Origin of the sequence: Bifidobacterium favimelis (assembly GCF_037963085.1) — a bacterium.
GTDB lineage: Bacteria > Actinomycetota > Actinomycetes > Actinomycetales > Bifidobacteriaceae > Bombiscardovia > Bombiscardovia favimelis.
The window spans coordinates 1,292,786-1,306,340 of record NZ_JBANDZ010000001.1 but is presented as its reverse complement, the minus strand read 5'-3'; the positions used below and the strand labels follow the sequence as shown (position 1 = coordinate 1,306,340).

At 65.0% G+C, this 13,555-nt stretch carries 12 protein-coding genes; 10 read left to right on the top strand and 2 right to left on the bottom strand.

Annotated features, from left to right (window positions below; translation table 11 throughout):
• The first annotated feature begins 137 nt into the window (after positions 1–137).
• Positions 138–1,097: a cation diffusion facilitator family transporter gene (locus V6584_RS05310; RefSeq protein ID WP_340469443.1), complete on the top strand. Its 960-nt coding sequence runs from the start codon at positions 138–140 to the stop codon at positions 1,095–1,097.
• 32 nt (positions 1,098–1,129) lie between these two features.
• Here the strand turns inward: V6584_RS05310 and lexA are convergent, their stop codons facing one another.
• Positions 1,130–1,882 (bottom strand): transcriptional repressor LexA, encoded by a 753-nt coding sequence (lexA, locus tag V6584_RS05305; RefSeq protein WP_340469442.1) that lies wholly within the window; start codon positions 1,880–1,882, stop codon positions 1,130–1,132.
• Positions 1,883–2,033: 151 nt separating this feature from the next.
• Between lexA and V6584_RS05300 the strand changes: the two genes are divergently transcribed.
• Together V6584_RS05300 and nrdR are read left to right on the top strand one after the other, a co-directional pair.
• Entirely contained in the window at positions 2,034–2,507 is a 474-nt protein-coding gene (locus tag V6584_RS05300; protein WP_340469441.1) for a LysM peptidoglycan-binding domain-containing protein, read from the top strand.
• A 104-nt stretch (positions 2,508–2,611) separates the two neighbouring features.
• A complete protein-coding gene (nrdR, locus tag V6584_RS05295) occupies positions 2,612–3,118 on the top strand; it encodes a transcriptional regulator NrdR (RefSeq protein WP_340469440.1) in 507 nt (168 codons plus the stop codon).
• A 108-nt stretch (positions 3,119–3,226) separates the two neighbouring features.
• On the opposite strand, the gene V6584_RS05290 is transcribed toward nrdR, so the two are convergent.
• The gene (locus V6584_RS05290) at positions 3,227–5,506 is read right to left on the bottom strand and encodes a HelD family protein (protein ID WP_340469439.1); all 2,280 of its coding nucleotides are present in this window, start codon (positions 5,504–5,506) and stop codon (positions 3,227–3,229) included.
• Positions 5,507–6,011: 505 nt separating this feature from the next.
• On the opposite strand from V6584_RS05290, the gene mraZ reads away from it, so the two are divergent.
• From mraZ to mraY, 7 genes are all read left to right on the top strand, one after another.
• Positions 6,012–6,479: a division/cell wall cluster transcriptional repressor MraZ gene (gene mraZ, locus V6584_RS05285; RefSeq protein ID WP_340469437.1), complete on the top strand. Its 468-nt coding sequence runs from the start codon at positions 6,012–6,014 to the stop codon at positions 6,477–6,479.
• 17 nt (positions 6,480–6,496) lie between these two features.
• Entirely contained in the window at positions 6,497–7,546 is a 1,050-nt protein-coding gene (rsmH, locus tag V6584_RS05280) for a 16S rRNA (cytosine(1402)-N(4))-methyltransferase RsmH (RefSeq protein WP_340469435.1), read from the top strand.
• A 3-nt stretch (positions 7,547–7,549) separates the two neighbouring features.
• Positions 7,550–8,017 (top strand): cell division protein FtsL, encoded by a 468-nt coding sequence (gene ftsL / locus V6584_RS05275; RefSeq protein WP_340469433.1) that lies wholly within the window; start codon positions 7,550–7,552, stop codon positions 8,015–8,017.
• Between the two features lie 5 nt (positions 8,018–8,022).
• A complete protein-coding gene (locus V6584_RS05270; RefSeq protein WP_340469770.1) occupies positions 8,023–9,813 on the top strand; it encodes a peptidoglycan D,D-transpeptidase FtsI family protein in 1,791 nt (596 codons plus the stop codon).
• Between the two features lie 97 nt (positions 9,814–9,910).
• Complete coding sequence (locus V6584_RS05265) at positions 9,911–10,798, top strand: UDP-N-acetylmuramyl peptide synthase (protein ID WP_340469431.1); 888 nt, start codon at positions 9,911–9,913, stop codon at positions 10,796–10,798.
• A gap of 33 nt (positions 10,799–10,831) precedes the next feature.
• On the top strand, positions 10,832–12,334 hold the full coding sequence (locus V6584_RS05260; protein WP_340469769.1) for a UDP-N-acetylmuramoyl-tripeptide--D-alanyl-D-alanine ligase: 1,503 nt from the start codon (positions 10,832–10,834) through the stop codon (positions 12,332–12,334).
• 72 nt (positions 12,335–12,406) lie between these two features.
• Positions 12,407–13,510, top strand: a complete 1,104-nt coding sequence (gene mraY / locus V6584_RS05255) for a phospho-N-acetylmuramoyl-pentapeptide-transferase (RefSeq protein WP_340469430.1) — start codon at positions 12,407–12,409, stop codon at positions 13,508–13,510.
• The last annotated feature ends 45 nt before the right edge of the window (positions 13,511–13,555 follow it).

The following is a 13,555-nucleotide window of genomic DNA, read 5'->3' as shown; positions in this document are numbered from 1 at the left end:
TCCGATAACCGTTATCGTTTCAGCCAAGCGCGCACCGCGCGATGATACCCTGGCCTTGCCCGAAGGGGTTTCGAGGTCATCGGCCTGCCCTGAGGGTTTCAGTCCGGACCGGGAGCCGGTCGGGGAGGATGGGCCACATGAACCAGCAGACGGAAGACAGGCAGGGCGGGGGGTCGGCCTCCGATGGCCTGGTGGATGCGGACGGCCGTCACCGCCGGCAGCTTCTGATCACTCTTGGTCTGACGGGTACGGTCTTCCTGGCCGAGGTGGTGGGAGCCGTCGTCACGGGGAGCCTGGCCCTCTTTGTGGATGCCGGCCACATGATGACCGACATGGCCGTGCTGACGGCCTCAACGGTCACTGCCATCCTCATGCACCGCAAACCCACGTCGACCAGGACCTGGGGGTGGGCCAGGCTGGAGGTCATCACCTCGGCCGGAGGTGCCGTGGTCCTGCTCATAGTCGGCATAAGCGCCCTGGTTGAGGCCTGTCTGCGGCTTTTCGGGGGTGGCGGGGGTCAGGTCAACGACATCGGCCTCCTCCTCTTCTTCGGCATACTGGGTCTGGCCGCCAACCTGGGTTCTCTTCTCGTGCTTTTCTCCAGCCACGGCGACAACCTCAACATGAAGGCGGCCTTCCTCGAGGTCATGAACGACGCCTTGGGGTCTGTGGCCGTGGTCGTCTCCGCCCTGGTCATGATCACGACCGGGTGGGCGGACTTCGATGCATTGGCCGGAGGCTTCATCGCCATCCTCATGATTCCCAGGGCCTTGAAGCTCCTGGTAACCTCGGCCCGGGTCCTCCTGGAAGAGGCGCCGGAGGGGTTGGACCTGAATCAGGTGCGCACCCACCTGGAGGAGGTCCCCGGTGTCCTGGCCGTGCACGACCTTCACGCCAGCACGGTCTCGACCGGCATGCCCCAGCTCTCAGCCCATGTGACCGTGAGGGATGGGACCACCATGGACCAGGCCTGCCTCATCCTGACGAAGATGCAGGAGTGTCTGAGGGACCACTTCCCAGTCAGCATCCGTCATACGACCTTCCAAATCGAGCCGGAGGGATTCGGCAGGGAGTCCGGTGAGAACCTGGGCATGTGAGTATCCGGCATCCCGGGCGGGTCACTCCACCTTCAAAGTCTTCGCAGGACGGTGACCACCTTGCCCATGATCCTGGCCTCGCTCCCGTCTATGGGGGAGTATGCGGGGTTATGGGGGATCAGCCAGACGTGCCCCCGGTCCCTGCGCAGGGTCTTCACCGTCGCCTCGTCGTCGAGGAGTGCGGCCACGATGTCCCCGTTCTCAGCCTCGTTCTGCCTGCGGACCACGACGAAATCACCGTCGCATATTGCGGCATCGACCATGGAATCCCCGTGGACCTCCAGCATGAAGAGTTCGCCGGTGCCGGTGAGTCTTTCCGGCAGCCTCATGACATCGTCGACATGTTGTTCGGCAAGGATGGGCTGACCTGCCGCGATCCTGCCCAGGAGGGGTATGTCGCGCGACTGTGCGATGGCCTGGTCCTCATCCTGTGTGGGCAGGGGGAGTATGGTCGCCGTCCGGGTCTTGTCACCGGCCAGGGGGTCGTCCCCGACCAGTTCTATGGCCCTGCCCTTGTTGGCATTCATCCTGATGTAGCCCAGTTCCTCGAGGACCTGGAGCTGGTGCTTGACCGAGGAGGTGCTTTTCAATCCGGCACTGAGACCTATCTCCCGGTATGAAGGAACGTAGCCCCGTCGGAGCAGGTGATCCCGTATAGCCCCCAGCACCCGTTCCTGTCGGTCCGTCAGCCTGGGTCCCGGTTCGGCGGAACCCGTTTCGGTCCCGTCATCCTCCCGTTCGGGCCGGCTCATTGCGTGGGGCCTGGAGAAGGCGATGGTGCTCACGGCGGGCTCCTTTCCGTTGTTTTTCAGCCAGTTTAACCCCAGGAATCAGGAAAATCAAACAAATGTTCGAATGGGGCTTGCCTTCGTGTCGGAAGCATGACACAATGAGAACATCTGTTCGATAGAACATTTGTTCGAAAGAGGTGGTCTCATGACCGGTATCGCTTCTCCCAGGTCGGTCCGGGTCCTGGCTTCGGCCTCTGCGCCTGCCCTCGTACACTCTACCGTCGATGACAGGGACGAGGGGGTCCATTGGGAGGCAGAGGGGAACCCGGCTTCTGAATGCGCCGATGCCAGAAGTGTGAAACTGCTGGAGGCGATCGGACGGGCCCTGGATGGCAGGGGCAGCTGGGGGAGGCGCATCCTGGTGCTGGTCCTGGTGGTCATGCTCTCGTCCGCCCTGGTAGGGCTCACCTCACTTCGGGCCCAATCCTATGCAGGTCCCCAGGAGGTGGCCACCTATATCGTCAAGCCGGGGGAAAGTCTGTGGTCCTATGCTTCAGCCATCACGCCGGAGGGAGGAAACGTCTCCGACAGCGTCGAGCGGTTGGAGGAGCTTAACCAGATGTCCTCGGCCGATTTGAAGGCGGGGGACCGGATCATGGTCCCCGTGGACGGTAGTTGATGAAGTCCATCTTGTGCGGAGAAGGGCGGCGGACCCGATGACACCTGGGGGCAGACCCCACGGCTTGCGTTGCCAGCCTCCGGTTGGGGGCTATGATGAACAGCATGCACTGTCCCTTTTGCCAAAATCCCGATACCAAGGTCGTGGATACACGTATCAGCGATGACGGTCACGCCATCAGGCGCAGACGCGAATGCCCCGTATGCTCCCGCCGTTTCACGACTGTGGAGACTTCGGTCCTTCTGGTGAAGAAACGTTCCGGCAACTCGGAACCCTTCAACCGGGACAAGGTCATATCAGGTGTCCGCAAGGCCTGTCAGGGCAGACCCATCAAGGAAGAGGACCTCAAACTGTTGGGCCAGCAGGTGGAGGAGGACCTCCGCTCCAGGGGCCTGGCCCAGGTCGACTCGGTGGATGTGGGCAAGGCCATACTCAACCCCCTGCGTGAGCTGGACGAGGTTGCCTACCTGCGGTTCGCCAGCGTCTATCAGAATTTCAGCGACCTGGAAGACTTCCAACGCGCCATAGACACCCTCCGGCAGGAAGACGGCCATGCCGTGCCCGCCGTGGACGCCGCTGCCGTCACCGATGGGCAGGAAAGGGCCGAATAACCGCACCCCGTATGAGAGGCCGGATCCGGCTTTTCCGGAGGGACCGACCTTTAGCCCGCATCCACATTGCCGAGTCGGACATCCGCGACCGGGGCCCGGTTCGATGCCTCACAGTGAGAGCAGGTCGGCGTCATCCTCGGTCTGCACGATGACCAGCCTCTGGGTGGGGCGTGTCATGGCCACGTATATGTCCGAGGCGGCCACCAGGCGGGAGGGGGCCTCCTGCTCGATGCGGCCGGGATTCACCAGGACAACTGCATCGAACTCCAGCCCCTTCGCCTCCTGGGTGCCGGTCACCAAAACCTGCCTGTCCGACCCCGGCTGGCGGGACAACCGTTCGTAATCGTCAGGGGCCATACCCTCCCGCAGGGCCCGCTTGACGATTCCACGGGCCCTGGCCAGCTCGGAGCCGTCCGCGATCACGGCCAGGCGCCCGGTCCCGTCCTCTCCCAGGAAGGTGTGGGCCAGGTCGACCACCTCCCTGCCCAGGGCGGTCGCGAATCCATCCCCATCTCCTGTCCTGACCCGCCTGATGGCATCAGGCACGGCCCGGACCGCCTTGACCGTGGAGACCTGCAGGCCTTCTTCACGGGCGAACTCCGCAGCCAGGTCGGAGACTTCCCGGGGATTGCGGTAGTCGATGGTCAGTTCTTTCAGATTCCAGTTGTCCTGTCCGAACAGAGGGTCCATGGTCTTGCGCCAGGATCGGGTGCCCCCCAGGGCGGAGGTCTGGGCCACATCACCCACGATGGTGAAGGAACGCGAGGGGCAGCGGCGGATCAGCATCCGCCAGTCCATGGCCGTCAGTTCCTGGGCTTCGTCGACGACAACATGGCCGAAGGTCCACTCCCGGTCGGAGGCGGCCCGTTGCGAGGCGAACTGTTCGTCCTGCCCGTTTATCCCGTCGACCAGCATCTGCGAGGTGACGATGCCGGAGCCTATCCCGTTCTGTTCCAGGGTCTCCTGGGCGAATCGGCGCTCCTCGTCCTGTCGGGCCTGCTCGGCTGTCCTGCGGTCGGCATCCTTGGGATCGGGACCCAGGAGTTCCATGGCCTCGTCCAGGATCGGGATGTCCGAGACGGTCAGGGGGGAGCCGGCGGGCCTGGTCAGCATGGAGACCTCCCGGTCGCTCAGCCAGGGGCCGAAGCGGCGGAGACGGTCGGGACGGGACCAGAGGTTGTCGACGAGCCAGGCCGGTTTCATGGGCAGCCAGGCCAGGTTCAGCGTCTTGCGGACCCGGTCGTTCAAGCGCAGGAGGGACCGTACCCTGGCCAGCTCCTCCTGGTCGGGCTCATAGTCCACCGATTGGCAGTAGCGGTCGGTCATGGCCCTCAGGGCACTCTTGACGAAGACCGTCCTGGCCTGGTTATGGGGCTGGCGGCTCCTGCGGGCATCGGCAATCGCCTGTTCGAGGTCGACGCCCAGCATGGGCAGGGCCACCCCGTCAACGGTGATGGTGGGCAGATCCTTCGGAACCCGCTCCCGGCCCGCCACCGCATTGGCCACCAGGGCCGCCATACGCGCATCCCCCTTGAGACGGGCCGTGTACGGTTCGTCGGTTGCCCGGGCTTCGACACCGGGTATGAGGTCGGCTATGGTCCGGCTGAGCACGCCCGTCTCACCCAGGGAGGGGAGGACCTGGTCGATGTAGTGGAGGAAGGCATGGCTGGGCCCCACGATGAGGACGCCGGAGCGTTCCAGGAGGCGGCGGTGGGTGTACAGGAGGTATGCGGCCCGGTGGAGTGCCACCGCCGTCTTGCCGGTGCCGGGACCCCCCTGGACCACCAGGGCCTGGTCCATGTCGGACCTGATGATCCTGTCCTGCTCGGCCTGGATGGTGGCGACGATGTCAGTCATCCGACCTGTCCTCCTGCTGGCCAGGGAGGCCATCAGCGCCCCCTCGCCGGCCAGGGTCCCGCGGTCGGCGGCCTGGCCCACCTGGGGGGAGTGCAGGTCGAGCACCTCGTCCTCTATCCCGGTGACCGTGCGGAAGCTGAGGGTGATGTGACGGCGCAGGACGATCTGCCCGTGGTCTGCGGGTGTGGCCTCATAGAAGGGTCTGGCGGCATCGGCCCTCCAGTCGGTCAGGATGGGTTCGTGCCCCCTGTCGGACAGGCCGATTCGACCGATGTACCGCCTGTCTCCATCCCGGTCGTCCAGGCGGCCGAAGACCAGCCGGTCTTCAACGGCCCTGAGCTGGGTGAGTCTGTCCTCATACAGGGTTGCGAAGGAATCCCGTTCGGTGCGCAGGGTGGGCGACCCGTGTGACCCGGCGGCCCTCACCGCGTCCAGGCGGTCCTTGGCCTCTTTGCGCAGGTCATCCAATCTCCCGTAAGCGCGGTCGACCATGCCCTGTTCGTCTCGTAGCTGCGAGGAATAACTCGACATTCGCTTCCATTCCTGTATGCGGCGTCTCTTCTTGAAAACGGAGTAATTCATTATATTCCGTCGCCCCAACCTTTGCCACGTCCCTTTCCCGGGGGCGAAGCCAGGCCGCCTTCCTCGTCTGGGCGGGGACGACTGCCAACCGGGCGTCGGTCAGCGAACCGTCGCTCCGCCTTCCTCGGCTGGGCGGGGACGACTGCCGCGTTCCCGTCCCGGGTCGAAGCGGACCGGGCTTCCCTCCCTCCACAACCCATGAGGCCTACCGGTTCCTGTCCGGGCGGCGTCCTCCATCGGGCGGCGGTCAGGGAGGAGGCCGGGTGTGATCGGGGGGCCGGGTTCCGGCCTTGAGGACGGGTGCCTGCGGGGTCATCGGAGCGGAACTGGAGGGAGGGGCCAAAATTTTTGCATTTTTTAGGTGTGTGGTGGTGAATTGAGGTGATAAGTGGGGTAAAGTGGGGAACGTTGATGGGGTTTTCTCTTTACTGATGCCGGAAGAGGAGGTGGGAGCATGGACGAAACGACCACCCAGGGCCTGCCCCCCCTCCTCCTGGGCACCTATACGCCCAAGATGGACGCCAAGGGCCGGATGGCCCTCCCCGCCAAATTCAGGAACCAGCTGGGGGCCGGCCTTGTCATGGCCAGGGGGCAGGAGCGCTGCATCTACCTCCTGCCCATCAACGAGTTCCGTCGTCTGGCCGTGCAGATCCAGCACACCTCCATGGGCGACCGGTCGGCCAGGGAGTACCTGAGGGTCTTCCTCTCCGGGGCCGTGGACCAGGAACCGGACCGCCAGGGTCGCATCCTCATACCGCCGATGCTCAGGGAGTACGCCCATCTGGACGGCGACGTGGCCGTCATCGGCGTGGGCACCAGGGCCGAGATATGGGATGCCAAGACCTGGCAGGAATACCTGGCGGACAAGGAAGAGGGTTACTCCGACATCGCCGACGACGTCCTTCCGGCGGTGGACGTCTGATGAGGGCCGCGGAGACGATGCGAGAAGACGATGTGGACGGCAACAGGGTCCACAGGCCGGTCCTTCTTCAGGACTGTCTTGATCTGGTGACGCCCGCCCTGTCACGGAATGGGGCTGTGGTCGTGGACTGCACCCTGGGCCTGGCCGGCCATGCAACCGCCTTCCTCCAGGCCTGCCCCCGGGCCCGGCTGATCGGAATCGACAGGGACCAGGAGGCCTTGGACCTGGCCACCGGACGTATGGACCGCCTGGGCCTGTCCGACCGGTTCATCCCCGTTCATGCCCCCTTCGACAGGCTGGGTGAGGTGTTGGACCAGGAGGGCGTGGAAGAGGCCGACGTGGTCTTCATGGACCTGGGCCTTTCCAGCCTGCAGATAGATGAGGTTGACCGGGGTTTCTCCTACTCCCATGAGTCTCCCCTGGACATGCGGATGGACACGGGGCAGGAGCTGACGGCGGCCGACATACTCGCCTCATACAGCCAGGAGGACCTGACCAGGATCTTCCGTGACTATGGCGAGGAGCGGTTCGCCTCCCGCATAGCGAGGGCGGTCATCGAGACCAGGGACCGTCAGCCCATACGCACCTCCAGCCAACTGGTCAGCCTGGTGGAATCCTGTGTGCCGCGTTCCCACCGGGCTCCGGGCAATCCGGCCAAGCGGGTCTTCCAGGCCCTGCGCATCGAGGTGAACGGGGAACTGGACAGATTGGCCCGAACCCTGCCTCAGGCCGCACTGAAACTCAGGGTGGGAGGCCGCCTGGTCGTCGAGTCCTATCACTCACTGGAAGACAGGACCGTCAAGCGCTTCATGGCAGAAGGGCTGGTCGCCCATCTTCCTCACGGACTGCCTACGGTCCCCGTCGAGGCGGCACCCTTCTTCCGGGACCTGACCCATGGCGCTCTCAAGGCCGACCGGGCGGAGGAGGAGACCAATCCCCGTTCCGCCTCCGTCAGGCTCAGGGCGGTGGAGCTGACCAGGGAGATCCCGGGCACCCGCAGGCGCAGTCTGGCCGGCCGGGCCCGGGGGGACAGGTATGGACACCGCAGACTCAGGGAAAGGTCGTGAACCATGGCTTCGCCACTCCGTACGGCACGCTCAGGAGCCACCCCCGACAGGCGGAGGCCTGATTCCCGGGAACGGCCCACACGCCCCCAGCTCACCCTGGTCGAGGGGGGCCGTCATCCGGGCAACGCCCTCGCACAGGGGGCGGGCCGGGTCATTGCCTGGACCAGGACCCGGTCAACCCCCCTCATCCATGTGGTCGTGGCCATCGTCTTCCTCTCGGTCTGCCTGATCGGCTCACTCCTCCTGCGTACGGAGATGGTCCAGAACTCCTTCCAGGCGACCCAGGTGCAGACTTCGATCAGCGACCTCACCCAGGACGTCCAGGACGACCAGAACGCCCTGGACCAACTCAGGGCCTCCCTGCCCGACAAGGCGCAGGAGATGGGGATGGTCCCCCAGCAGGGCCTGACCTCAATCGATCTCAAGGGCTACCAGCCCCCGGCACAGGGTGACGCGAAGGGCGGCAGGTGATGAGGATGACAGGAAACGACAGCAGGACCTCCCTCCAACGCTCCTTCGTGAGGCGGACGGTTGTCGTATCCGTCGTCCTGGCCCTGGTGGCACTGGCCGCCCTGGGCAAACTGGCCTACATACAGCTCTTCCAGGGGGGAACGGTGGCACAGGCGGCCACGGCCAGCCGGACCGTCCCCCACACGCTGAAGGCCCAGAGGGGGAAGATCGTCGACACCAACGGCCTGGTCCTGGCGCAGAGCCTGGAAAGGTACACGATCATCGCCGACCCGCAGGCCGCAGCCGCCTATCTTCCGGACTCCTGCATCAGCAAGTCCACCGGCAAGGACACCTGCGGCTGCAAGACCAAGTCCACCGGTGACTGCGGGGCGGCCGGGGTGGCACACCTCCTGGCCCCCATCCTGCAGATGAACCCCATGGAGCTGGGGGGCAAGCTCAGCGTTCCAGGCCGGTATGCCGTCCTGGCCAAGGATGTGACCCCCGAAGCCAAGCGGGCCATAGGAAAGCTGGGCCTGGCCGGGGTCATATCCTGTGAGCTGAGCAGCCAGCGGACATACCCCCGGGGGGATCTCATGGGTGCTATCCTGGGCGGCCTGGACGCGGAGGGCAATGGGGTCAATGGGATCGAGCAGATGGAGAACAAGCGGCTGACCGGAAAAGACGGCTACGAGGTCTACCAGCAGGGCAGGCAGGGGCAGCAGATTCCCGGCACCCAGACCAAGTCCCAGGAGCCCGTCAACGGGGCCGACGTCAAGCTGACGATCGACCAGGATGTGCAGTGGTATGTGAAGAAGGCCCTGGACGATGCCCGTGACAAGTACCATGCCGACTGGGCGGTGGCCGTGGTCCAGGAGGTCGGCACCTCCCGCATCCTGGCCCTGGCCGACACGGACGATTACAGGGCCGGCAGCGATGAGGCCAAGATCCACCCCTCGAAGGCGGTTTCGCAGACATTCGAGCCCGGCTCCATCGGCAAGACGATCTCCGTCTCCGGCATGCTCCAGGAGGGGGTCCACAAGATCGATGACCGGTTCACGGTCCCCGACCACATCACGGTGGACAGGCAGCAGTACAAGGACTCGACCAACCACAAGCCCGAGCAGTGGACCCTGGCGGGGATCGTGCAGAACTCCTCGAATGTGGGCATGGTCATGGCGGGTGACGGCTACCCGGACCAGAAGCGCTACGAGTACCTGACAAAGTTCGGCATCGGCCAGAAGTCCGGACTGGGTCTGCCCGGGGAATCCCAAGGTCTGCTCAGCCAGCCAGGAAACTGGGACCGGCGCACCCGCAACACCGTCCTTTTCGGACAGGGTTACGCCACCAACGCCCTTCAGCTGACAAACGCCATAGCCACAATCGGCAACAAGGGGGTCCATCAGCCCCAGACCATCATTTTGGGCGAGGACGGGGAGGGGCAGGACCGCAAACCGTCCAGGGTGGTCGATGCGAAGGTCGCGGCCGAGGTCATGAACAGCATGGAGTCGGTGGCCGAGAAGTACGAGAAGACGGCCAAGGTCGAGGGCTACCGTGTGGCGGCAAAGACCGGCACCGCCGAGGTCTCCGACGGGTCCGGCGGCCTGGGGGGGATCATCAGCGACTGGTCCGGCATCCTTCCCGCCGACAACCCCCGGTTCGTCGTCACCGTTGTGGTCAAGAACCCGCATAACGGAGCAGGTGTTTACGGGGGCCTGGTGGCCGGCCCCATCTTCGCCCAAATCGGTGAATTCCTTATGCAGAAATACCAGGTGCCGGTCTCGCCGCAGCGCACTGATGCTATCCCGGTAGAGTGGTGAGATTCATGGGTCAAAATGGCGGTTGCACGGGGTTCTTCCGGACCAGCAGCCGTGATGCCGCCGCAACCGGCGGCCCGGTCGGAAGAGGGGTGATGGCATGAGCGCCTTGAGTGAGTCCATATCCCGCCGGATGACCCTGGGATATCTTAAAGGACGGTACGGGTTGACCCTGGTGCCCTCCTTCGCGGAACCCGTCACCATCACTTCCCTGGCGGACGACCTCCCATCGGTCCGGCCCGGCTGCCTGTACGTGCCCTCCCAGACCCCGGTCGAAGAGGGGATGGTGGACGATGCCGAGTGGAGGGGGGCCTATGCAGCCCTCCTTCCCCTGTCAGCCAGGAAGACGGTCAAGAACGCCCGTATCCCCGTCCTCTTCGGCACCATGCTCCCCTCGCAGATGGGGCAGCTCCTCTCAAACGCGGCCGGTGACCCCTCAGGATCCCTGGCCGTATTCGGCCTGGTCGGGGAGGACGAGACGTCCGCGGTGGACATGCTGGGCGATTTCCTCCATGTCCTTGGCAACCCCGTGGGGATATTGAGTTGCAAGGGTTCTTACTCACTGGACCGTCAGCTGGACCTCCACTACCCGCTGAGCATGTTCGACGTGCAGCGGTGCCTGTCGATCAGCCTTGAGGACGGGGCCGCCGCCGTGGTGATCGACGTCTCCGACCGTACCCTCCAGGCCGATGCCATGCAGTCCGTCGACATGGATGTGGTCGCCCTGGGCGCCGAGGAGGGCAGGACGAGGAACGTCCGCCATTCCAAGCTGATAGGCAGGGCGCGCCACTTCGGCTTCACACTTGGCGGGCAGACGAATGTGGCCAGGCGGACCGAGGAATCTGATAGCATGGCCCGCCAGTCCCTGCCCGCGGGGGCTGAAGAGAATGTGGATGAACTCTCGCTTTGCATCGCCATGACCATGGCTGCCGGCGTGAAACGCAACAACATCAGGAGCGCCCTGCGCGTCTCCCGCGAAATATCCTGAGAGGTGAGGATGACGCAAACTGCACAGACCAGGATGATGCCCATGACCCTGGCCGACATCACCCGGGCGGTGTCCGGACGCTTGCTGCAGGCCGGACCGGACCCTGTGGAACCGGATGAGGCCAGGGGCCTCTGCACAGTCAGCGACTCCCGCCAGGTGGGGGCTGGCAGCGTCTTCGTCGCCATACCGGGGCAGAGGGTGGACGGCCATGACTTCGTCCCCGGGATGGGGGCCAAGGGGGCTGTGGCGGCCATCGTCGACCACCCCGTGGATGGGGCGGATCTCCCCCAGATTCTTGTGGACGACACCATCCGGGCGCTCGGAGACCTTGCCAGGTACAATGTGGAACTCCGCCGGGCCCAGGATTCCCCCTTCACCGTGATAGGCGTGACCGGGTCGGTGGGCAAGACCACCACCAAGGACCTCCTGATCCTCCTTTTGTCCCGCCTGGGGGCCGTGGCAGCCCCCGTAGGGTCCTTCAACAACGAGATCGGACTGCCCCTGACCGCCCTCAAGGTCAACGGGGACACCCGTTTCCTGGTGGCGGAGATGGGGGCCAACCACATGGGGGAGATAGCCGGGCTGACCCGGATCGTCCCCCCCGACCTGGCGGTCGTCCTCAAGGTGGGGGTGGCCCACCTGGGAGAATTCGGCTCCATCGAGCGCACGGCCCAGGCCAAGAGCGAGATCGTCAGGGGACTGGTGCCCGGCGGGGTGAGCGTCTTGAATGCCGATGACGACAGGGTGGAGGCCATGGCGGCGTTGGCTCCGGGCAGGGTGATCCGCTTCGGACTGGGGGCGAGAGGGGCCGACGGTCTGCCCGTCGATGTCCGGGCCACCGATGTGACCCTGGATGACGATGACCGCCCCCGCTTCAACCTGTGCTGCGGGCAGGAGGACCCGGTTCCGGTCAGACTGGCCATCAGCGGTGGGCACAATGTCATGAACGCACTGGCTGCCTCGGCCGTGGCCCGCCATCTCGGGTTGGAATCCCGGGACATCGCCGATGTCCTGGGCGAGGCGAGGCGGATCAGCCCCCACCGGATGGATGTGCGCCGGGTTGACCTGCCTGATGCCTCCTTCACCCTCATAGACGACTCCTTCAACGCCAACCCCGATTCGACCCGGGCCGGGCTCAAGGCCCTGGCCGCTTGGAAGGGCCCGCAGGAGGGCCGTGCCCCCCACCGGATCGCCGTGCTGGGCGCCATGCTTGAGCTGGGTCCGCAGACCCTGGAACTCCATGCCCAGGTGGGTGCTACCTGTTGCCTGGAGGGGGTGGACCTCCTTGTCGCTGTCGGCAGCCGGACGGATGGGGAGATCGAGCGGATGGCCGAAGCCCTGGCGCAGGGCGCCCGTGACCAGGATGCGGGAGAGGGCCGGATCAAGGTCATCCTGGCCCATGACGTGGATCAGGCCCGGTCCCTGGTCGAGGGTGAGGCCTGCTCCCACCCCGGCAGCGTGGTCCTTCTCAAGGGATCGCACGCATCCGGCCTTGGCGGGCTGGCCGATGCCTGGCTGGGGTCTGCCCATGAGTGAGAGGGATGTCAAGGGGGCCGTCCGGTCCGGAAGTTTGTCGGCACAGGTGAACCGAGAGTCGGGGTACGCACGGTGATTGCACTCATCATAGGAATACTGGTCTCCCTGGTGGTGACCATGGCGGGAACGCCACTGCTGATCAATGTGGTCCACAGGCTGCATTACGGCCAGTACATCCGCCAGGACGGCCCCAGGTCGCACCAGGTCAAGAGGGGGACCCCCACCATGGGCGGCCTGGTCATCAACCTGGCCATCCTCCTGGGATGGCTGGCCTCGGCCCTCTACCGCTACCTGTCCAGGGGGGAGAGCTTCTCCCTCTCCGCCATGCTGGTCCTCTTCGCCATGCTCTCCATGGGGGCCTTGGGATTCATCGACGACTTCGCAAAGGTACGCAAGAAGCAGAACACCGGCCTCTCGGTCAAGGGGAAGTTCGCCGGCCAGTTCATCCTGGCCACCATCTACGCCATCCTGGCCCTCCAACTGCCCACCAAGACCGGTTTCTCCAGCGCTCAGGCCGGCATTTCCTTCGTGGAGAAGCCCATCATCAACTTCGAGTTCGCCGGACGCACCCTGGCCATCATCCTCTTCGTCCTGTGGGTCAACCTGCTGATGACGGCCTGGAGCAACGCGGTCAACCTGACCGATGGCCTGGACGGCCTGGCGTCTGGCAGCTGCATGATCGCCTTCACAGGGTATTCGATCATCGCCTTCTGGGAGAGCTACCACCTGAAGGGGGCCGGCCACTTCGGCCACGCCTATGCGGTCTCCGACCCCCTGGACCTGACCATCATCGCCTCCTGTGCGGCCGTGGCCTGCTTCGCCTTCCTCTGGTACAACACCAACCCGGCCTCCATCTTCATGGGCGACACGGGTTCCCTGGCCTTGGGCGGTCTCTTCGCAGCCCTCTCAATAGCCACCCACACGGAGCTCCTGGCGGTGATCCTGGGCGGCCTCTTCGTGGTCGAGACCCTCTCAGACGTCATACAGGTGGGTTCCTTCAAGCTGACCCACAAGAGGGTCTTCAAGATGGCGCCGATACATCACCACTTCGAACTGATGGGGTGGCAGGAGTCCAAGGTGGTCGTCCGTTTCTGGATGATCGACCTCCTCTTCGTCCTCCTGGCCCTCATGCTCTTCTATCTGGACTGGGTCATCCGATCGGGTCTGCCCTTCTGACGGACCTGGAGGGGCCCTGCCGACCGGCGGGAGGCCCCGTGAAAG